This is a genomic window from Dactylosporangium sp. NPDC006015, assembly GCF_040614215.1.
GTDB lineage: Bacteria > Actinomycetota > Actinomycetes > Mycobacteriales > Micromonosporaceae > Dactylosporangium > Dactylosporangium maewongense.
The window spans coordinates 244,157-262,195 of the sequence record NZ_JBEXUD010000003.1; the positions used below are offsets into that span (position 1 = coordinate 244,157).

The following is an 18,039-nucleotide window of genomic DNA, read 5'->3' on the forward strand; positions in this document are numbered from 1 at the left end:
GGCCACCCCCATGCACCTGCTCCAAGCGTTCGTCGAAGCGGTCGCCGACCGGCTGCACGCCTCCACCGACGCTCACGCCCGCGCACAGGGCCTCGTGGTCCAGCGGCTGCCGTGGGGCGGTCGGCGGGTCGGTCGCCCGATGATCGGCCGGTACGCCGCCGTTCGCCGCGAACGGCTGCTGCGCGGCGACGCCGACGCCATCGACCGGATGTTCCTCGACGCCCCACAGCCGGCGGGCCGCCGATGACCGTCGACACGTTGCCCGGCCTCGAACCTTCACCCGAGGCCGGGCCGCGCCCCGGCTCCCGCGCCGCCCGCATGCTGATGCCCCTCGCCGCCGACGTCGTGAAGGACATGGCGACCGAGTACGGCGTCTGCCTCCGCCCGGTCGGCCTGCGCCGCACCGACCTCACCACCGGCCAGACCGAAATCATCGACGTCCCATGCGGCGCCACCCGCGAGGACAAGTGCGTGCCATGTGCGAAGCGTGCGCGGCGACTGCGCAAGACGCAGATCCGGGAAGGCTGGCACCGCATCGACGAACCGGCCCCGGCGCCGAACCCGGCGACCGAGGAACACCGGTCGCTGATCAGCCTCCGGGCACACCTCGAATACTTCCGCGACCAGGCAGTCCGGGAGTCGAAATGGGACGAGGTCGGCGAGGTCGACGAAGCCATCCGCGAGGTCGAGGAAGCCATCGCAGCGGAGGGCCTCCGCGGCACCGTGGCGCCGTCGCATGACAAGCCCGAGGAACCGAAGCGGCAGCGGTCCACCCGTCGGCGTCAGGATGCTCCAGCGCTGCCGCGGCAGAAGGTCCAGCCGCGCACGGTCGGCCGCGTCTACACCGCACCCGACGGGACAGAGCACCGACCGTCGATGTGGCTGACGATGACCCTCGACTCGTACGGCCCCGTACGGGAGGACGGCTCGCCGCTCGACCCGTCCCGCTACGACTACCGCCGCGCCGCCTGGGACGCGATCACATTCCCGCGGCTGCTGGACCGGTTCTGGCAGAACCTGCGCCGCTGCGTCGGCTGGAACGTCCAGTACGCCGGCTGCGTCGAGCCACAACGACGCCTCGCCCCACACGCCCACTTCGCCATCCGCGGCACCATCCCACGCACCATCCTGCGCGAAGTCGCGGCGGCCACCTACCACCAGGTCTGGTGGCCGCGCGTCGACAAGCCCACGTGCCGCCCGCTCTGGGACGCCGACGCCGAAGCGTGGTGCGACCCGGACACTGGCGCCCCGCTGCCCACGTGGGACGAGGCACTCGACGCGATCGACGAAGACCCCGACGCTGAGCCGGCGCATGTGATCCGGTTCGGCAAGCACGTCGACGCCCGCGGAGTCGCGGCCGACAGCAACGACATCGACCGCACCGTCGGCTACATCACGAAGTACATCACCAAATCCGCCGCAGACTGCCACACCGTGACCACCGACCGGCAACGGGCGCACCTCGAACGCCTCTGGCAAGAGCTACGCGTCACGCCCTGCTCGGAGCGATGCGCGAACTGGCTCCTCTACGGCATCCAACCAAAGAAGGCCCACGGCAAGCTCCGACCCGGAAACTGCAAAGGCAAGGTCCACCAACGCGCCACCCTCGGCATCGGCGGCCGACGCATCCTCGTCTCCCGCGACTGGTCCGGCAAAACCCTCGCCGACCACCGCCACGACGCCCGCGCCTGGGTCAAAGCCTTGCTCGGTGTCGCGGCCGGCATCGACCAGGTCCCGGCCACCGACGCCACCGACGGCACGCCGTCCCCGGTCGCGTGGGAACTGGCGAAGCCCAACGACCCCGACATGCCACCCATGCGGCACCGCCTCCTGCGGGCGCTGGCTCAACGCATGCAGTGGCGCAACGCGCTCAACGCCGCCCGCGACCGGGCCGCCCAGTACGACGGACTTCTTTCGGCAACGCACGACAACGGGGAGGAAGTGCAGCGTGGATGACCGTCCGTTCGCTCCCAAATGGCTGTCGCCGGCGCAGGTGGCGCTCCTGCTGGGGTTCGGGTTGTCCAAGGTCAAGATGAAGATCGCAACGGGTGAGCTGCGGTCGGTGAAGGACGGTAAGTACCGGCGCGTCCTGCCGGAATGGGTCGACGACTACATCCGCGAACAGGTCGAACGGCAGGAGGCCGCCTGATGCCCGCCCGCGCCCGCGCCAACGGCGAAGGCTCGATCTACCCGCACCGCAACGGCTTCGCCGCGTACGTGTGGGTCACGAAGCCCGACGGCAAGCGCACCCGCAAGTACGTTTACGGCAAGACCCGCGAAGACGTCCACGAGAAGTGGGTGAAGCTGCACGCGGAGGCCGCGAAGGGTCCGGTCGCCACGAAGACCCCGACCATTGCCAGCTACGCCGCTTACTGGCTGGAGGAGATCGTCAAGCCCAACCTGTCGCCGGGGACGTACGTCGCGTACGAGGTGGCGTGCCGCCTGTACATCGTCCCGGGCCTCGGCAAGAAGAAGCTGAACCTCCCGGCCCGCGACGCGCAGACGTGGATCAACGAGGTCGCCCGGACCTGCCAGTGCTGCGCCCAGGGCCGCGACGAACGCCGACCGAAGGGCAAGCGCCGCTGCTGCGCCATCCGCCGCTGCTGCAAGTCCACGCTGTCCCCTTCGACGCTTGGCCACATCCGCCGGACCCTCCGTTCGATGCTCGGCCAAGCGATGGTCGAGGAGACCGCCTCGCGCAACGTGGCGAAGCACCTGCGGCTCCCGGTGCAACGTGCTGCCCGGCGCAAGTCATGGGACACAGACGACGCACGGAAGTTCCTGGAGTCGGCCCGCGCCGACGGCGATCCGCTGTATGCCGCGTACGTCCTGGTCCTCGTGCTCGGCCTCCGCAAGGGCGAGATGCTGGGCCTGACCGACGACGCGATCGACTGGGCCGGCTGGGACAGGCGCTGCAAGGAGCACCGGGCGACCTTCTGTGTGGACTGCGTCGCTGAGTACGACGTCACGCTTCAGATCGATCGGCAACTCCAGCGCATCGGCACCGAGCTGCTTCACCGCGAGACGAAGACTCCCACGTCCGACGCTGGCCTACCCCTCCCACCGATTTGCGCCGTAGCCGTTCGGCAACGCCACCTTGACGCCGAACGCGACAGCACGGAGGCTGGCCCGCTCTGGCACGGCCTGCGACTGCTTTTCACAACGAAATTCGGTACACCGATCGAGCCGAGGAATTTCAACCGCTATTGGGATCGTCGCTGCCACGCTGCGGGCGTCCCCCGGATCACCGTTCGAGACGCCCGGCGCACCTGCGGCTCGCTGCTCGCAGATCTTGACGTCCATCCCCGGGTGGCAATGCAGATCCTTCGTCACGCAAAGTTCTCGATCACGATGGAGATCTACACGCAGGTGTCGTCGAAAAAGACCCGCGACGCTCTCAAGCGGCTCGGCGCGAGTCTCGGATGAGACCTGATGCGTGAATCGTCATCCTTCGGCAATGGCGGCACGGATCGGCCCTACCACCTGATCGTGGTAGGGCCGACGCTCATCGGCCCAGCGCTTGACCCACCGGTTGACCGGCTGCGGCGGGCTCTCTGCCGCTGCAAAGATGTCCAGAGCGGATTTAAGAGCGCGTCGACTCTCGGGACCGTTGAATCGGGACAGTTCCACGCTGGAGTTAAACCCAGCAGGGTGCGGCGCGGTGGGCCTAAATTCGGTGTAGGGATGCACTCCCTCGTTGCGCCGGTCGAAGATCCACTTAATGTCATCCAGCGCCTGACCCGCCTCGGCCTGGGACAAGCCGAAAGCGTGGGCAAAACAGTCGGCGATGCGCTCCGGCGCATTTTTGAAGGGTGGACGCTCAGGGACGAGGTACCTCAAGTCCTCGTAGAGTGCCTCGATGGAGCAGGCAACCGCCGTAACGGCAACGAGAGACTGACGCAGTTCCTCTGTCAGGTGCAGTGTGTCCCCACTGCACGCCAACTCGAATGCCGCACTTGCGTCGCGTTCGTGCGACGCGGCGATCTCAAGCCATCTCGCCCAGAGATTCTGTCTCATTTGGGCGTGAAACCCTGGCAGCCGCTTTCCGCGGCGGATGTCCTCTTCGCGATGCAGGCGACGGAAAGCAGCAAACTTGCTCATCAGCTGGTCTCGCTCGCCGACCGTGGTTGCAGCAGCTTTGGCCTGCTCGAAGTCTTCTTCGGCGTCCTTCAGCGTGTGATAGCGCTCCACCGTCTCGCGGCGTTCCTGCTCGCGCAGCTGCTTGGCGTTCGGCATGGCAAAGATGTTCCTGGACCGGGTAAGCCGGTGCGAGCGGGTTTCGGGCGGTGTCCGGCTGTCCACGGGTGGCTGGTGCAGGCTGCTGTACTTTGCTGCTGTACACACCCCGTAACGGGTGAGCCGGCGCCACAGGCACCGGCTCTGACCTGCACATCTGGTGGGCCGCCAGGGACTCGAACCCTGAACCTACGGATTAAAAGTCCGCAGCTCTGCCATTGAGCTAGCAGCCCGCGCAGACAGGTTACCTTGTCGGGGCGGGGTGGCACGCATGTGTTTCCCTCTGGATGGCGGGGCAGGTCAGAGGGGGATCTGGTAGAGGATGAAGCCGCGGTTGACGGCGACCTGGTCGTACAGGCGGCGGGCGGTGGCGTTGGTGTGGTGGGTGGACCAGTAGACGCGGTTGCAGTGGCGGGCGCGGGCCCAGTCGGCGACGGCGGCGATCAGGGCGCGGGCGACGCCCTGGCCGCGGGCTGACGGGGCGGTGAAGAGGTCCTGCAGGTAGCAGACGTCGTCGGTGGTGGTGCTCGCGTGGACGAGGAAGTGCGCGATGCCGACGAGCTGGCCGTCGAGCTTGGCGCCGAGGGCGTGGATGCGGGTGTCGGCCTGGAAGCCGGCCCACGCGGCGTCGAAGCGGTCAGGCGGCAGAACGCGTTCGTAGAAGGTGTTGTACCCGGTGAAGAGGACCTCCCACACGGCGCGGTCTTCCGTGGTGAGCGGGGCGACGGTGACCATGGACAGACCCTACAGAAAGGCTGTCCCAGCGTGACGGTGGTGGAGGATGCCGAGGAGACGATCACCGGGGAGCTGCGGCTGCTTGCGATGCTGCTCGGGGCGGTGCTCGGGACGTGGATCGCGTGGACGAGCCCGGAGCACGGGCACGAGCCGCGGTGGGTGCTGTTCGCGGTGCTGGCGGCGGTGCTCGGGGCGGCCAGCGGCGAGGCGTTCGGGTTCGGCGCGGCGCGGTGGCGGGACCTCGGCACGGTGCACCGGGTCCGGCTGTTTCACGTGCTGCACCTGGTGCTCGCGTCGGTGGCGGTGGCGGTCGGCCTGGTGGCGGCCACGCCGTTCGTGCTCGGCGAGCAGGGGCTGACGGGCCGCGGGCTGGCCCTGTCGGCGATCGCGATCTGCGGGGCGCTGCCGTCGGCGGCGACGCTCGGCGCGGTCCATCGGGTGGCCCGGCGCAGGATCGAGGGCTCGCCGGGGCAGCAGCTCAACACCCTGCTCAGCCTGCGGCGGCTGGTGAGCCGGCTGCTCAACCAGCTCGGGTTCCTGGTGCTGCTCGTCACGCTCGTCAACGGCGCGGCCACGGGATGGGGTGCGGAGCTGCCGAAGGCGGCGGTGCTGTTCTCCGGGGCGGTCGCCTCGTTCGTCGTCGGCGTCATGTACGTGCCGGCGAGCACGACGTTGCGCCGCCGGTGCGCGCTGTTCGTCGACCGGAACTTCCCGCTCACCGATGTCGCGCTGGGTGATCTGGTGGACAAGGCCGAGGAGCGGTCGAAGCTGGAGAAGCTGCTCGGCATCGACCAGACGACGTTCGGGGAGCTGCGCAGCGGACTGGTCATCATCAGCCCGTTCGTCGTGAGCGCGCTGGCCGCACTCGTTCCCACGAAGTTCTGAAGACGGAAGAAGTTTCTGAAGACGGAAGAAGTTCTGAAGACGAAAAAGGGGCCCCGGGGGAAGGGGCCCCTTTCTACGAAGGACTTCAGTTCGAGGCGAACGTGCCCTCGGCGAACGTGGCGTCGAGGCGGGCCTGCAGGGCCTCGAGCTCGTGGAACTCGCTGGAGGAGGCCGACTCGGAGCCCTCGGCGGCGAACGTGTGGTCCGTCTCGGCGGCGGAGTGGTCGTAGGAGGTGTAGTCCGACTCCTCGTACTGCACGCCGCTCGGGGTGGTGTAGGACATGTGGTGGCCCTGGTCGAAGCTGGTGTTCTCGGCCGAGGCGTGGTCCTGCTCGTAGACGCCGAACTGCGAGTCGTAGTTGTTCTCGCTGGCGTCGACCTCGTGCATCTGGTCGAGGGACTCGTGCTGGTCGCCGGTCTCGAACTCGCCGTACTCGCTCATGTCGTTCTCCTTTGTGGAAGTTTATGTGGTGTTCGCTGCGTTCTTGCGATGTGCTGAACACTACGGACGTTCGTCGAAGGTCAACTCCCGGAAACGTGCCACGAGGGGAAGCTTGCTGTGCGGGTGAACGAACTGCTCGTCGAGGGGTACGGGCGACTGCCTGATCTGGTCAGGGCCGCGGTCGAAGGGCTCAGCCCGGAGCAGCTGCGGTGGGCGCCGGCGCCCGGCGCGAACACGGTCGGGTGGCTGGTCTGGCACCTGACGCGGGTCCAGGACGACCACATCGCGGAGCGCATCAACGGCGCCGAGCAGCTGTGGGTGACCGGCGACTGGGCCCCGCGCTTCGGGCTGCGGCAGGACCAGCACGACACCGGCTACGGTCACACGGCCGCGCAGGTCCAGGCGGTACAGCCGGAAAGCGCCGACGTGTTGATCGAATACTTCGAGGCGGTGTCGGCGCGGACCATCGCGTGGCTGGAGAAGCTCACGGAAGAGGATCTCGACCAGATCGTCGACGAGCGATGGGACCCGCCGGTGACGCTCGGGGTGCGGCTGGTCAGCGTCCTCGACGACGACGCGCAGCACGTGGGCCAGGCGGCATACGTGAGGGGACTGATTCCCTGACAGGCGGCCGTGAAACGTCATGGAGGACACACGGCCATCACCCGCCGGGAGTGGTGTACTTGATCTGCACGATCCACACCCCTGTCGGGAGATGCAGATGGACGAGCGTGCACAAGGACGCCACCGCGTCGTGATCGTCGGCGCCGGCTTCGGCGGACTGTTCGCCACCAAGGCGCTCAAGAACGCGCCGGTCGACGTCACCCTGATCAACGGCACCGCCTACCACCTGTTCCAGCCGCTGCTGTACCAGGTGGCGACCGGCATCCTGTCGGAAGGCGAGATCGCGCCGCCGATCCGGGAGATCCTCAAGCGGCAGGACAACGCGAAGGTGCTGCTCGGCACCGTCACCGAGATCGACCCGGAGGCGAGGACCGTCACGGCGGTCGCGCCCGGGACGAGCTACACCGTGCCGTACGACTCGCTGATCGTCGCCGCCGGCGCGTCGCAGTCCTACTTCGGCAACGACGCGTTCGCCGAGCACGCGCCCGGCATGAAGAGCATCGACGACGCGCTGGAGCTGCGCGGGCGGATCTTCGGCGCGTTCGAGCTCGCCGAGCTGGAGACCGACCCGGCCGCGATCGAGCGGTGGCTGACGTTCGTCGTGGTCGGCGCCGGTCCGACCGGCGTCGAGATGGCCGGCCAGATCGCCGAGCTCGCCCACCGGCACCTGCCGGGGCAGTACCGCAACATCGACCCGAAGCACGCGCGGATCATCCTGATCGACGCGCTCGACACGGTCCTGTCGAGCTTCGGCGACCACCTGTCGACGAAGGCGCTGCGGCAGCTGCACACCATGGGCGTCGAGGTCGAGCTCGGCACGAAGGTCGTCGACGTCGACGAGACCGGCATCGAGGTCGAGACGCGCAACGGCCGGCAGCGGATCGAGTCGATGACGAAGATCTGGGCGGCGGGCGTGGCCGCGCCGTCGCTGTCGACGCAGCTGGCGAAGGCGACGGGCGCCTCGACCGACCGGGCCGGACGGCTGGAGGTCGAGCCGGACTGCACCGTGCCGGGCCACCCGGAGATCTTCGCGATCGGCGACATGATGTCGCTCAACCGGCTGCCGGGCGTCGCGCAGGTCGCGATCCAGAGCGGCCGCCACGCCGCCGGCCAGATCAAGAAGCGGCTCGCCGGCGAGGCGACCGGTCAGCCGTTCAAGTACTTCGACAAGGGCAGCATGGCCACGATCTCGCGCTTCTCGGCGGTGGCGAGCGTCGGCAAGCTGCACTTCTCCGGGATCGTCGGCTGGCTCATGTGGCTCGCCGTGCACCTGCTCTACCTGGTCGGCTTCAAGAACCGGGTCACCGCGGTGCTGCACTGGTTCGTCAGCTTCATCGGCCGCGGCCGCTCGGAGCGGGTCGCCACGTTCCAGCAGGTCTTCGCCCGCCGCGCGCTGCAGGAGTACCGCCAGCACCTGCCGTAACCGTCGGAAGGCAAAGAGAAGGGCGCCCCACTCCCCGGGGCGCCCTCCTGGTCTTCGGCGACTAGCAGCTGAGCGAGCCCGCTCCGACGCCCACGCCGAGGATGCCGACGAAGCGCTGGTACGCCGCGACCCGGCTCTGCACCTGCGCGGGGTTGCGCCCGCCGCACTCGAGGCTGCCGTTGATGCTGCGGATCGTCTCGCCGAAACCGGCGCCGTTGACCATCGCGTTGTGCGGCGTCATCGTGCCCGGGCCGGTCTGCGTGTTCCAGTACCAGAGCGCGGTCTTCATCGCCACGGCCGGGTCGGTCTGCACCAGGTTCGGGTTGCGCAGCAGGTCGATGCCGAGCGCGTCACCGGCGGCCTTGTAGTTGAAGTTCCAGCTGAGCTGGATCGGCCCGCGGCCGTAGTACGCGGCCTGCCCGGCGGGGCAGCCGTACGGCTGGCTCGTGTCGCAGTAGTGCGGGTAGTTTGCGGTGTTCTGCTCCACGATGTACACCAGGCCGCCGGTCTCGTGGTTCACGTTCGCGAGGAACGCCGCCGCCTCCTGCTTGCGCTGGGCGTCCGATCCCGTCTTCGCGAACGCCGGGTAGGCGTTCAGCGCCGCGACCAGGCCGTTGTACGTGTAGAAGGGGTTCCGGTTCGGGAACATCTGGTTGAACTGGGCCTCGCTGACGACGAACGCCCCGTTCGACGGCGGGTTCGTGGTCGGGTTCGGCGGCGGCGTCGTGCCGCCCCCTCCGCCGTTGCAGGTGTACGGGTCCCAGTACCAGGTGCTGATCGTCGGGCTGTACCCCGGGTTGTCGTGCTCGGCGATGTAGTACTTACCGTCGGTGAACTTCACGATGTCACCGGTCACGTAGTTGCGACCCTGCACCCACGCCGGGAAGCTGCACCCGCCCGCGGACCCGGTCTGCGTCGGCGGCTGCGGCGTGCTCCCGCCGCACGACCCCTGGTCCTGCCACACGCCGGTGTTCCCGGGCGGCGCCTCGTTCTGCGTCCACCACTTGGCGAGGAAGTTGTGCCCGTTCCGCGACACCGTGGCACCCCCGGTGTACACGGCCGACGCCTGCCACGCCGGCGCACAGGTGGCCGCCGACGCCGGCAGCATGTTGAAGACGGCGATGACGCCACCGACGACGGCGGTCGCGGCGAGCCCCGCCCACAGGCGCACTCTGGACACCAGATCACTTCCGTTCAGATCGACGCTGAGCCCCCATCCGACCAGCCACCACCGCGGTACAGGAGCAATCACATCGATTTATGAAGAATCTTTACGGTTCCCCTAACCTCACCTTTCCGAGGTGACTCGGGGTGACACGGGGTGACCGCGGGGTGGCGTAAAACAATCGCCCGGGCGAGAACGTTGCCGTCGGGGTGAGGCCAGTTGAGTGATTTCCGTCACGCGAGATTCTTTCGGCAAGCTTAGGCGACCTGCTTGGACGGCGCGGTTTCGAGAGGTGCGTCACAGCGGCGGACAGGCAGTACGCTGCGCGGTCTGATCGCCCTGGGTAGGCTGGCCGTCGGTCCCGTCCGACATGGCGCCGCCCCCCGCGGCGCCGGGCGCGACTGCCGCCCAATCGCCGGCTCGACACCGGCGAATCGGGGACCCAACCGCACAGTGGGGTGAATCCGCGGGCAACCGCGGTAGGGGTCGTTCCGTCCCGAACCCGTCAGCTAACCCGGTCGGCGGCCGACGGAAGGAACAACGAGCCAGATGTCATCACGACATCCCGGTCGGCGGATCATCGCCGTCCTGATGACGGCCGCCGTCCTTTTTGGGATGGCCGCCACTCCGGCCGCCGCCGAGCCGGGAGACGACACGGGCGACGAGGGATCCAACGCGTCCCTCGCCCAGGTCCTCGACGAGAGCACCCGCGCGTGGATCGAGGCCAAGGACAAGTACGACGCCTCGGTGAAGAACCAGGCGGACCTGACCGCCAAGCTCGCCCAGACCGAGGCCAACCTCGCCAGGGTCACCGAGCAGGTGTCGGCGATCGCCGTCGCCGCGTACCGGACAGGGCCGCTCACCACGTTCGTGGCGCTGATGGACTCGGGGAGCCCCACCGGCTTCGCGGAGCGGGCCGGCTCGATCGACGAGATCGCCCACCACAACGACAACCTGCTGCGCGAGCTCAACCAGCTGAAGCGGGACCAGGCGGCGCAGAAGACGGCGCTCGAGGGCGAGGTCAAGCTCCAGCAGGAGCAGGTCGCCGTCATGGCCGCGAAGAAGAAGGAAGCCGAGAAGGGCCTGGCCCAGGCGGGCGGGCCGAGCAACGGCTTCGTGTCGGCCAACCTGCCGCTCGCGCAGCCGTCGCCGCGCAACGCCAGCGGCGGCTGGTCCTCGGAGTCGTGCAAGCAGAACGACCCGACCACCAGCGGCTGCATCACGATGCGCACGCTGCACGCGATGCAGCAGGCGCAGGCGGCGGGCTTCAAGCGGTTCGTGTCCTGCTACCGGCCGAGCGGGCCGTACGAGCACCCGAAGGGCCGCGCGTGCGACTTCTCGGTGCAGGCCAAGTCTGGCTTCGGTGGCGTCGCCGCCGGTGAGGACAAGGTCTACGGGGCCAACCTGGCGACGTACTTCGTGAAGAACGCGGACCGGCTCGGCGTCATGTACGTCATCTGGTTCAAACAGGTGTGGACACCCGCGGTCGGCTGGCACCACTACAGCGGCGTGGGCGGGGACCCCTCCAGCGACCACACCAACCACGTGCACCTCTCGCTCCTGTAAGCACCGCCAAGACCTCACGTCTGCGTACGGCCGGCCGATAGGGCAACTGTCGACCGGCCGACGCAGGGTGAGGGGATCCGAAGTGAAGCACCGACTCGTGACGCGCAGCGACTTCGACGGCCTGGTGTGCGCCGTCCTGCTGCGTCACCTGGACCTCATCGGCGACATCACGTTCGTGCACCCCAAAGACGTCCAGGACGGCACGGTCGACATCGGACCCGACGACATCCTGACGAACCTGCCCTACGCGCCCGGCGCCCACCTCGTCTTCGACCACCACCACTCGGAGACCCTGCGCAACGCGGGCGACAACATGGACGACCGGACCAACCACATCATCGACGCGGAGGCCCCGTCGGCGGCCCGCGTCATCTACGACCACTTCGGCGGCGCCGCGCGGTTCCCGAACGTGTCCGACGAGCTGATGGAAGCGGTCGACAAGGCGGACTCCGCCCAGTACGACATCACCGACATCCTGCAGCCGGTCGGCTGGACGCTGATGAACTTCCTCATGGACAGCCGCACGGGACTGGGCCGGTTCCGGCAGTTCCGGATCTCCAACTACCAGCTGATGATGCAGCTCATCGACGCGTGCATCGACCACCAGGACGTCGAGGAGATCCTGGCGCTGCCGGACGTGGCGGAGCGCGCGGAGCTGTTCCGCGAGCAGCAGGAGCTCTTCGTCGACCAGCTGCGGCGGGTGAGCCACCTGGAGGGCGACGTGGTCGTCGTGGACCTCCGGGACGAGGAGGTGATCTACGCCGGCAACCGGTTCATGGTGTACGCGCTGTTCCCCGAGGCCCGGGTCTCCATCCACGTGATCTGGGGCAAGCAGAAGCTCAACACCGTCTTCGCGGTGGGCAAGTCGATCCTCGACCGCACGTCACCGACCGACATCGGCTCGGTGATGCTGCAGTACGGCGGCGGCGGCCACCTCGCGGCCGGCACCTGTCAGGTCTCGCACGACGAGTCCGAGCAGGTCCTGGCCGACATCATCGCGAAGGTCGGCGCCCCGCGCGCCGCGGCGATGAGTTCCGGCGCGTCCTGACGTAAACCTTGCATGACCTTCACCATCGCGCTGCCGGTCGCCGACCGCGTGGCCTCCCACGACTTCTACCGCGCCGTCCTCGAAACCGGGCCGATCCAGCCGGCGGGCGGGGACGGCCAGCCAGGCGGGGACGGGCTGCCGGAGCCGCTGCGGTTCGAACTCGCGGACGGCGTCGCCCTGATGCTGGTGCCCGCCGACGGCTTCGCCTGGGCGATCGGCGAGCACGCCGTCGCGCCGGCCGGCACCAGCGAGTGCGTGCTGCACCGGCCGGTGCCCGGGCGCGAGGACGTGCGAGCCGTGATCGAGCGTGCCCGGGCCGCCGGCGGGCGGGTCGTCACCGAGCCCGCCGACCAGCCGTGGGGCTACGCCGGGACCTTCGCCGACCCCGACGGCCACCTGTGGATGGTCATGCCGGAGTTCTAGGCCGCCGCGAGTGCGGCGTTCGCGCGGGCGGTGACCTGCAGCAGGACCCGGCCGGCCGTGTCGAGGTCTTCTGGCGATAAATCACCATAAATCTGCCCGGCGATGGCGTTGATCCCGGCGCTGATCTCCTCGTACCGCGAACGGCCCAGGTCGGTGAGGGCGACGTCGCCGGTCAGCAGGCCGGCCGCGAACGCCGCGTCGACGTGGCCGGCCGGGTCGGTCCGGAGGCCGGCCGACATCTGCGCGAGCAGCTCGTCGCGGGTCAGCGGGCCGGCGGCGGTGAGGTTGACGGCGACCCACTGCTCGAACGTGGTGCCGGAGCGGGCGAGCAGGCGGTCGAGGACGGCGCGGGTGGCGCGCTCGGCCTGGCCGAGGATGCGCCCGTTGAGGGTGGTCATGACGGACCTCTTTCCAGAAGGAGGGCTTGCAGGTCCGCGACGAACGCGGCCTGGCGATCGGCGGGCAGCGGCGCGAGCAGCTCCGCCATGAGCTCACGGACGATGCCGACGGCCTCGGCGCTGACCGAGCGGCCGCGGTCGGTGAGCCGCAGCTGCACGGCGCGCGTGTCCGCGGGGTCGGGGAGCCGGTCGAGCAGGCCGGCCGACTCCAGGGTCCGGGCGAGCTTCGAGACGTACAGCGCCTCGAGGCCGGTGTGGTCGGCGAGCCGCCGCTGGCTGGGCAGCTCGGCGCTGCGCGGGTCGTGCTGCAGGCCATACAGGGTGGCCAGCAGCGAATACTGCGCGTGCGTGAGCCCCAGCGGCGCCAGCGCCCGGTCCACGGCGACCTTCCACTTCATGGACAGCCGCCAGACCAGGAACCCGGGTGTAGGACTCATGCCAGAAACTGTACATGGCAATAGTAGCCATGGCTACTAACTACAGCAGCTCCGTGTCGCGCAGCAGGCGCCACAGGCCGGCGCCGTCGGGGGCGCGCAGCCAGCGCTGCGCGGCGTCCGCGGAGGAGGGCAGGCGGCGGGCGCTGCCGACCGGGGTCGGGAAGCCGCCGGCGAGGACGGCCTGGGTCGGCGAGAGGTGCCGGATCGCGACCGCCGCGACGCTGTCGGGGTGCTCGGCGACGAACTCCGCGTAGATCTCGGGGTCGTGCTGGCCGTCGTCGCCGACGAGCAGCCACCGGATGTCGGGGAACTCCGAGGCGAGCCGGGCCAGCGACGCCCGCTTGTGCGCCTGGCCGCTGCGGAAGAACCGGTCGGGCTGCGGGCCCCAGTCGGTCAGCAGGAGCGGGCCCGCCGGGTACAGGTGCCGGGACAGGAACCGGGTGAGCGTCGCCGCCACGTTCCAGGCGCCGGTGGAGAGGTAGAAGACCGGAGCGCCGGGGTTGGCGTTGACCAGCCGCTCGTACAGGACGGCCATCCCCGGCACGGACGCCCGGGCGTGCTCGTCGAGGACGAACGTGTTCCACGCGGCGAGCAGCGGGCGGGGCAGCGTCGTGACCATGACGGTGTCGTCGACGTCGGACACGATGCCGAAGCGGACGGAGGGGTCGATGATCCTCACCGGCGCCTCGACCGGGGCGCTGTCCTCGCTCTCCAGCGTGACCGTCGCCCAGCCCGGGGCCAGGTCGGCCTCGATGACGGTGTCGATGAAGCCGCCACGGTCGCAGCGGACCTCGCAGGTGCGCCCCCCGGCCGTGATCCGCACGGGCGCGTTGGCCACGGAGACGGCGGTGAACGAGCGCCAGCCGCGCAGCTTCTTGAGGCGCCTGCCGGGCTTCGGGTCCAGGCGGGCCAGCAGGACCCGGCCGAGGACGCGGACCCAGCCGGGGGCGCCGTAGCCGGTGTACGGGGTGACGGCGACCTTCCACCCGCGCAGCCGGAGCCGCCGCTCCAGCACGTCGTGGAAGGCGTCCTCGATGCGCGCGGCGCGGTGCAGGCGGACCGGACCTGATGGGGTCAACGACACTGGATCACCCTGTCACAGCGCCCACCCCGCCGCACCAGCACACGTAGGGTGACAATTCCGCGACCGTGGCATAAATCCGGGAGCCTGAACCCCCTCTTCGCTTCTAGCGTTGGTGTTATCAGGAACACACCTTCAAGGGGTCAAGATGGCAACCACGACATTCGAGGCGGTACGAGCCGAGGCACTGTTCGTTTCCAACCTGCAGTGCTCCCAGGCACCCAGGCGGGACGAGATCCGCACCGCGGTGGCGACCACGCTGCGGCGGGTCGGCATCCAGGGCTGCGCGGCGCAGGTCGCGGGCGAGTTCGGCGACCACCCGGACACCGCCGTCGCGCGGATGGCGTGGGCGCTGGCGATGGTCCGCTCGACCTACCCCGTCCGGCGCAACGCACCCAGGTCGATGCCGCTGCTGACGCGCAGCGCGTGAAAATCGAGCGACATGGGTAACGCGCGGGCATGCACGAACTTCACGTCTCTCTGGACGACGCTCAGCTCAGCCCGGCGGCGCAGAAGCTGCAGGAGCCTCTCGAAGCCCAGCTGAGCTCGGCGTTGCAGCGCGCCGCCGAGATCGTCGAGCAGGACTACCACGGCGAGTCCGCCGACGAGGTCGCCGCCCGGTTGCTGGAGGTCGCGAGATCGAGCCTTCACCCGGACATCGCCGACGCCTTCGCGCCCGACCGGGCCGAGCTGGAGCAGGCCGCCCGAGTCGTCATCACCGCCGCGCGAAACGCGTAGCTATTTCGCGAATTGCCCCGATTGTGCAACGCAGCAGCTCCACACTGAGGACCAACCGCCGTCGGACCTTGGAGGACTGCCGTGGAGCAGCACAAACTCACGATCGACATGAACGAGGCCACGATCGATCAGCTGCGCGACCACCACTTCGCGCTCTTCGGCCTCCACGCGGTCGCCACCTCGGCGAGCGGCGTCCCCACGATCTGGCTCTCGGTCCACTACCTCGAACGCCACCTCGAACTGACGTGGCAGGAGACCTACTCCATGTTCACGGCGCGCCACCAGGGCATGGCGCCGAGCACGAAGATCGTGCCGACGCACAACTACCCGGCGCCGCTGGGCAGCGTCCTGACGGTCTCCGGCAACGACGGCGCCGGCATCGTGACGCCGGGCGGGCCGGCCGGCCACATGGAGATCGACAACACCGGGCGGATGGAGCTCGGCGCCGGCCTGTGCATCCATGACACGCACGGCATGTACCAGCCCGTCGGCATCTTCGACCTGATCGACGTGGACCTGTTCCAGCCGATCCCGAAGGTCGCGTTCTTCTTCTCGCCGATCCCGCACATGGCCGGCGAGGTCGCGACCCGGGCGCTCGGCCCCGGCATCCTGCTGGACTACTCGAAGGCCCGCGACCGCAGCTTCTCCGTCGAGTACGACCTGCACGACGGCTGGTCGGTGGGGAACCGCCCCTACGCCCAGCCCATCGCGGCCAACGAGCCGCTCAACCCGCTGCTGCTGGTGCGCTCCTCCGCCCTGCAGGCCCTCGCGATGCAGCGCCAGCGCATTACCTCGGCGTCCAACATCAGGCGTTGAGTACCCAGTCGACCCGGTGCGCCTCGGTGGGGTCGGGCAGCTCCCAGCGCCCCACCATCCGGTCGATCACGCCGTCCGGCACCGGACGCGGGCGGGCCCGGTTGCGGCGGCGCATCACGTCGGGCGGCGCCTCGACGCTGACGATCTCGACCCGGCCGCCGTAGTCGGCGACCAGCCCGATGCAGCGGGCGCGCAGCTGGCGGGTGAGGTTGGTGGCGTTCCAGACGAACGGCGTGCCAGCCCGCAGCAGCACCTTGGCCTGGTCGGTCGCGGCGGCGATCACCGGGCCCTGGTCGCCCGTGGGCTGGACGCCGAGCCGCTCGCGCCAGCCGTCGAGGCTGACGACGGCCACGCCCGGGCGGTTCGCCGCGATCCAGTGGTCCTTGCCGGAGCCGGGCAGCCCCGACATGACGGTGACGGTGACCCTGGTGTCGTCGTAGGCCGCGTAGTCCGCCTCCCGCAGCGGATTGCGGAAGTAGGTGAAGCGGGCGTGGTCCGACGGGAAGCGCCGGGGCTTGTCCAGGCAGTCGTCGTCGCCGGTGTACTGGAGGAAGAGCCCGACGTTGTCGAGCATCCCGGCCTGGTCGGCGCAGACGCGGCCGAGGATGTCGGCGGTGGCCAGCAGCCCCAGGTCGTCGTTGCGGGCCAGCAGGCTGACCCGGTGGACGATCCGGTCCAGCTCGCCGCGCGGCCGCTCCAGGGCCCAGAACGGCACCTGGTGGTGGCGGATCAGCGCGGCGACGTGCTCCCGCCAGGCGATCGGCACGCCCGCCTCCCACAGCACCCGCCGCGCGATGAGGTCGCCGCGCCGCGAGTGGCCGTGGGCGGTGATCCGCCCGTCCTCCTCGACCTGGGTGCAGAACGGCTTCGCCGCGTCGTGCAGCAGGACCGCGGCGAAGAGCCGGACCCGCTCGTCCCGCGGGCGCTCCCGCCACGCCGGCAGCGCGGCGAGGGCCTCGCACGCCAGCCGCGTGTGGGTGGCGACGTCACCCTCCGCGTGGTGCACGGCGTCCTGCGGCACACCGTCCATCCGCCGGACCCAGTCGAACTCGGCACGGACCGCGTCCCACGGCACCGTCCACTCGGGACCGTCCGGGCACAGCCGTTCGAAGCCGTTCACGCGCCGACCCGGTTGGCGACGATCGGTCGGTCCTGCCAGTGGCTGCCGGAGTCGAGGATCGCGGTGTGGAAGCTGGGCCGCACCCACTTGTACCGGCCGAGCACCGCGTCGGCGGACTCCAGCTTCAGGTACAACCCCTCCATGTCCTCGGACATGTCGGTCTCCTTGACGACCTGGTCGGGGTCGGCACCGCCGGCGACCGCGGCCTCGCGCAGCGCGTCACGCCACCCCGGCGTGCGGCAGGTCGAGGGCCCGACGAGCGCGGTCAGCTCGGCGAGCTTGCCGAAGCGGCCGGTGCGCAGCACGGGCACGGAGCTGACGGGCAGCCCTTCGAGCAGCTCACGGCGCCGCACGGTCGACAGGAACGTCTCCGTCTCCCGGTCGAACACGTCGAACTCGCAGAAGTGGTGCGGCAGCGCGTCGTAGAAGACGGTGTGCTTGGCGTAGAGCCACTCGCCGTACATGACGTACCGGTCGGTCAGGACCGGCTGCAGCAGGAACCGGACGGTGGCGGCCCACGCCTTCAACGGCCCGAACTGCTTCTCCCGCGGCCCTCCGGTGAGGTAGTGGCCGCGGGACTGCAGCAGCATCTCCCCACCGGCGTCGAAGCTGACCGCACAGTTCGCCCCGTCGAGCTTCTCCTCCACGACGAGCTGCCGCCCCACCAGCTCCGCGAACGGCACCTGGGCCAGGTCATGGTCGCCCGGCTGCAGACGGGACCCCTGCAGGTGAGGCGTTCTCGGATACTTGCGCAGCACCTGACCGTTGTAGCCGACCGCCCCAAACCCCCGACACCAGTTTTTGCGCTGTGCCCCGCGCACGGCTCCGCCGCGCTCCCCAGCGGGGGAGCTGCGCTCCACCCGCACCCCCTCAAGACCCGTCACCGGGCCTACCTGTTCGTC

At 69.6% G+C, this 18,039-nt stretch carries 22 protein-coding genes, 1 tRNA gene and 1 riboswitch; of the genes, 13 read left to right on the forward strand and 10 right to left on the reverse strand.

Translation table 11 applies throughout. The annotated features are described in order from the left end of the window. Window positions 1-10: 10 nt before the first annotated feature. The 4 genes from ABZ321_RS07330 to ABZ321_RS07345 are packed head-to-tail and all read left to right on the forward strand — an operon-like array spanning window position 11 to window position 3,426. Window positions 11-247 carry a hypothetical protein gene (locus ABZ321_RS07330; RefSeq protein WP_354889970.1) on the forward strand — a complete coding sequence of 79 codons (237 nt, stop codon included), beginning with the start codon at window positions 11-13 and terminating at the stop codon, window positions 245-247. Continuing rightward, complete coding sequence (locus ABZ321_RS07335; RefSeq protein WP_354889972.1) at window positions 244-1,956, forward strand: replication initiator; 1,713 nt, start codon at window positions 244-246, stop codon at window positions 1,954-1,956. The genes ABZ321_RS07330 and ABZ321_RS07335 overlap by 4 nt, the downstream gene beginning before the upstream one ends. Beyond that, complete coding sequence (locus ABZ321_RS07340; RefSeq protein WP_033362719.1) at window positions 1,949-2,149, forward strand: excisionase family DNA-binding protein; 201 nt, start codon at window positions 1,949-1,951, stop codon at window positions 2,147-2,149. Before ABZ321_RS07335 ends, ABZ321_RS07340 begins: the two co-directional genes overlap by 8 nt. Next, window positions 2,149-3,426: a site-specific integrase gene (locus ABZ321_RS07345; RefSeq protein ID WP_354889974.1), complete on the forward strand. Its 1,278-nt coding sequence runs from the start codon at window positions 2,149-2,151 to the stop codon at window positions 3,424-3,426. Before ABZ321_RS07340 ends, ABZ321_RS07345 begins: the two co-directional genes overlap by 1 nt. Window positions 3,427-3,444: 18 nt before the next feature. Here the strand turns inward: ABZ321_RS07345 and ABZ321_RS07350 are convergent, their stop codons facing one another. From ABZ321_RS07350 to ABZ321_RS07360, 3 genes are all read right to left on the reverse strand, one after another. Continuing rightward, window positions 3,445-4,236 carry a hypothetical protein gene (locus tag ABZ321_RS07350; protein WP_354889976.1) on the reverse strand — a complete coding sequence of 264 codons (792 nt, stop codon included), beginning with the start codon at window positions 4,234-4,236 and terminating at the stop codon, window positions 3,445-3,447. Between the two features lie 158 nt (window positions 4,237-4,394). Then, window positions 4,395-4,469, reverse strand: a tRNA-Lys gene (locus ABZ321_RS07355). A 67-nt stretch (window positions 4,470-4,536) separates the two neighbouring features. Beyond that, window positions 4,537-4,971, reverse strand: a complete 435-nt coding sequence (locus ABZ321_RS07360; RefSeq protein ID WP_354889978.1) for a GNAT family N-acetyltransferase — start codon at window positions 4,969-4,971, stop codon at window positions 4,537-4,539. Window positions 4,972-5,001: 30 nt separating this feature from the next. Here ABZ321_RS07360 and ABZ321_RS07365 point away from each other — a divergent pair, with 30 nt between their 5' ends. Further along, window positions 5,002-5,856: a hypothetical protein gene (locus ABZ321_RS07365; RefSeq protein WP_344501108.1), complete on the forward strand. Its 855-nt coding sequence runs from the start codon at window positions 5,002-5,004 to the stop codon at window positions 5,854-5,856. 85 nt (window positions 5,857-5,941) lie between these two features. Here ABZ321_RS07365 and ABZ321_RS07370 read toward each other — a convergent pair whose 3' ends face one another. Next, window positions 5,942-6,298, reverse strand: a complete 357-nt coding sequence (locus tag ABZ321_RS07370; RefSeq protein ID WP_354889980.1) for a hypothetical protein — start codon at window positions 6,296-6,298, stop codon at window positions 5,942-5,944. 117 nt (window positions 6,299-6,415) lie between these two features. On the opposite strand from ABZ321_RS07370, the gene ABZ321_RS07375 reads away from it, so the two are divergent. Then, window positions 6,416-6,922, forward strand: a complete 507-nt coding sequence (locus ABZ321_RS07375) for a DinB family protein (protein ID WP_344501106.1) — start codon at window positions 6,416-6,418, stop codon at window positions 6,920-6,922. A 97-nt stretch (window positions 6,923-7,019) separates the two neighbouring features. After that, the gene (locus ABZ321_RS07380) at window positions 7,020-8,345 is read left to right on the forward strand and encodes an NAD(P)/FAD-dependent oxidoreductase (protein WP_344501105.1); all 1,326 of its coding nucleotides are present in this window, start codon (window positions 7,020-7,022) and stop codon (window positions 8,343-8,345) included. A gap of 61 nt (window positions 8,346-8,406) precedes the next feature. Here ABZ321_RS07380 and ABZ321_RS07385 read toward each other — a convergent pair whose 3' ends face one another. Continuing rightward, window positions 8,407-9,525 (reverse strand): glycoside hydrolase family 19 protein, encoded by a 1,119-nt coding sequence (locus ABZ321_RS07385; protein ID WP_354889983.1) that lies wholly within the window; start codon window positions 9,523-9,525, stop codon window positions 8,407-8,409. Window positions 9,526-9,913: 388 nt separating this feature from the next. Further along, window positions 9,914-10,050, forward strand: a riboswitch (cyclic di-AMP (ydaO/yuaA leader). Between the two features lie 9 nt (window positions 10,051-10,059). Between ABZ321_RS07385 and ABZ321_RS07390 the strand changes: the two genes are divergently transcribed. The 3 genes from ABZ321_RS07390 (at window position 10,060) to ABZ321_RS07400 (ending at window position 12,547) form a co-directional block, all read left to right on the forward strand. Next, window positions 10,060-11,076 (forward strand): hypothetical protein, encoded by a 1,017-nt coding sequence (locus ABZ321_RS07390; RefSeq protein ID WP_354889985.1) that lies wholly within the window; start codon window positions 10,060-10,062, stop codon window positions 11,074-11,076. A gap of 82 nt (window positions 11,077-11,158) precedes the next feature. Next, window positions 11,159-12,124 (forward strand): exopolyphosphatase, encoded by a 966-nt coding sequence (locus ABZ321_RS07395; protein WP_354889987.1) that lies wholly within the window; start codon window positions 11,159-11,161, stop codon window positions 12,122-12,124. Window positions 12,125-12,136: 12 nt separating this feature from the next. Further along, window positions 12,137-12,547 carry a VOC family protein gene (locus ABZ321_RS07400; RefSeq protein ID WP_354889989.1) on the forward strand — a complete coding sequence of 137 codons (411 nt, stop codon included), beginning with the start codon at window positions 12,137-12,139 and terminating at the stop codon, window positions 12,545-12,547. On the opposite strand, the gene ABZ321_RS07405 is transcribed toward ABZ321_RS07400, so the two are convergent. The 3 genes from ABZ321_RS07405 to ABZ321_RS07415 are packed head-to-tail and all read right to left on the reverse strand — an operon-like array spanning window position 12,544 to window position 14,460. After that, window positions 12,544-12,945 (reverse strand): hypothetical protein, encoded by a 402-nt coding sequence (locus ABZ321_RS07405; RefSeq protein WP_354889991.1) that lies wholly within the window; start codon window positions 12,943-12,945, stop codon window positions 12,544-12,546. The two genes, ABZ321_RS07400 and ABZ321_RS07405, sit on opposite strands and share 4 nt — an antisense overlap. Next, entirely contained in the window at window positions 12,942-13,382 is a 441-nt protein-coding gene (locus ABZ321_RS07410) for a MarR family transcriptional regulator (protein WP_344501099.1), read from the reverse strand. Before ABZ321_RS07410 ends, ABZ321_RS07405 begins: the two co-directional genes overlap by 4 nt. Window positions 13,383-13,422: 40 nt before the next feature. Beyond that, window positions 13,423-14,460, reverse strand: a complete 1,038-nt coding sequence (locus tag ABZ321_RS07415; RefSeq protein ID WP_354890212.1) for a phosphatase domain-containing protein — start codon at window positions 14,458-14,460, stop codon at window positions 13,423-13,425. Window positions 14,461-14,611: 151 nt separating this feature from the next. On the opposite strand from ABZ321_RS07415, the gene ABZ321_RS07420 reads away from it, so the two are divergent. The 3 genes from ABZ321_RS07420 (at window position 14,612) to ABZ321_RS07430 (ending at window position 16,017) form a co-directional block, all read left to right on the forward strand. After that, a complete protein-coding gene (locus ABZ321_RS07420; RefSeq protein ID WP_344501097.1) occupies window positions 14,612-14,893 on the forward strand; it encodes a hypothetical protein in 282 nt (93 codons plus the stop codon). 29 nt (window positions 14,894-14,922) lie between these two features. Further along, window positions 14,923-15,201, forward strand: coding sequence for a hypothetical protein (locus tag ABZ321_RS07425; protein WP_344501096.1), 279 nt, complete (start codon window positions 14,923-14,925; stop codon window positions 15,199-15,201). An 81-nt stretch (window positions 15,202-15,282) separates the two neighbouring features. Beyond that, window positions 15,283-16,017, forward strand: a complete 735-nt coding sequence (locus ABZ321_RS07430) for a hypothetical protein (RefSeq protein WP_344501095.1) — start codon at window positions 15,283-15,285, stop codon at window positions 16,015-16,017. On the opposite strand, the gene ABZ321_RS07435 is transcribed toward ABZ321_RS07430, so the two are convergent. Further along, window positions 16,007-17,137: an AAA family ATPase gene (locus ABZ321_RS07435; RefSeq protein WP_354889994.1), complete on the reverse strand. Its 1,131-nt coding sequence runs from the start codon at window positions 17,135-17,137 to the stop codon at window positions 16,007-16,009. The genes ABZ321_RS07430 and ABZ321_RS07435 overlap by 11 nt on opposite strands. Further along, window positions 17,134-17,895 carry an RNA ligase family protein gene (locus ABZ321_RS07440; protein WP_344501092.1) on the reverse strand — a complete coding sequence of 254 codons (762 nt, stop codon included), beginning with the start codon at window positions 17,893-17,895 and terminating at the stop codon, window positions 17,134-17,136. Before ABZ321_RS07440 ends, ABZ321_RS07435 begins: the two co-directional genes overlap by 4 nt. Window positions 17,896-18,039: the final 144 nt, after the last annotated feature.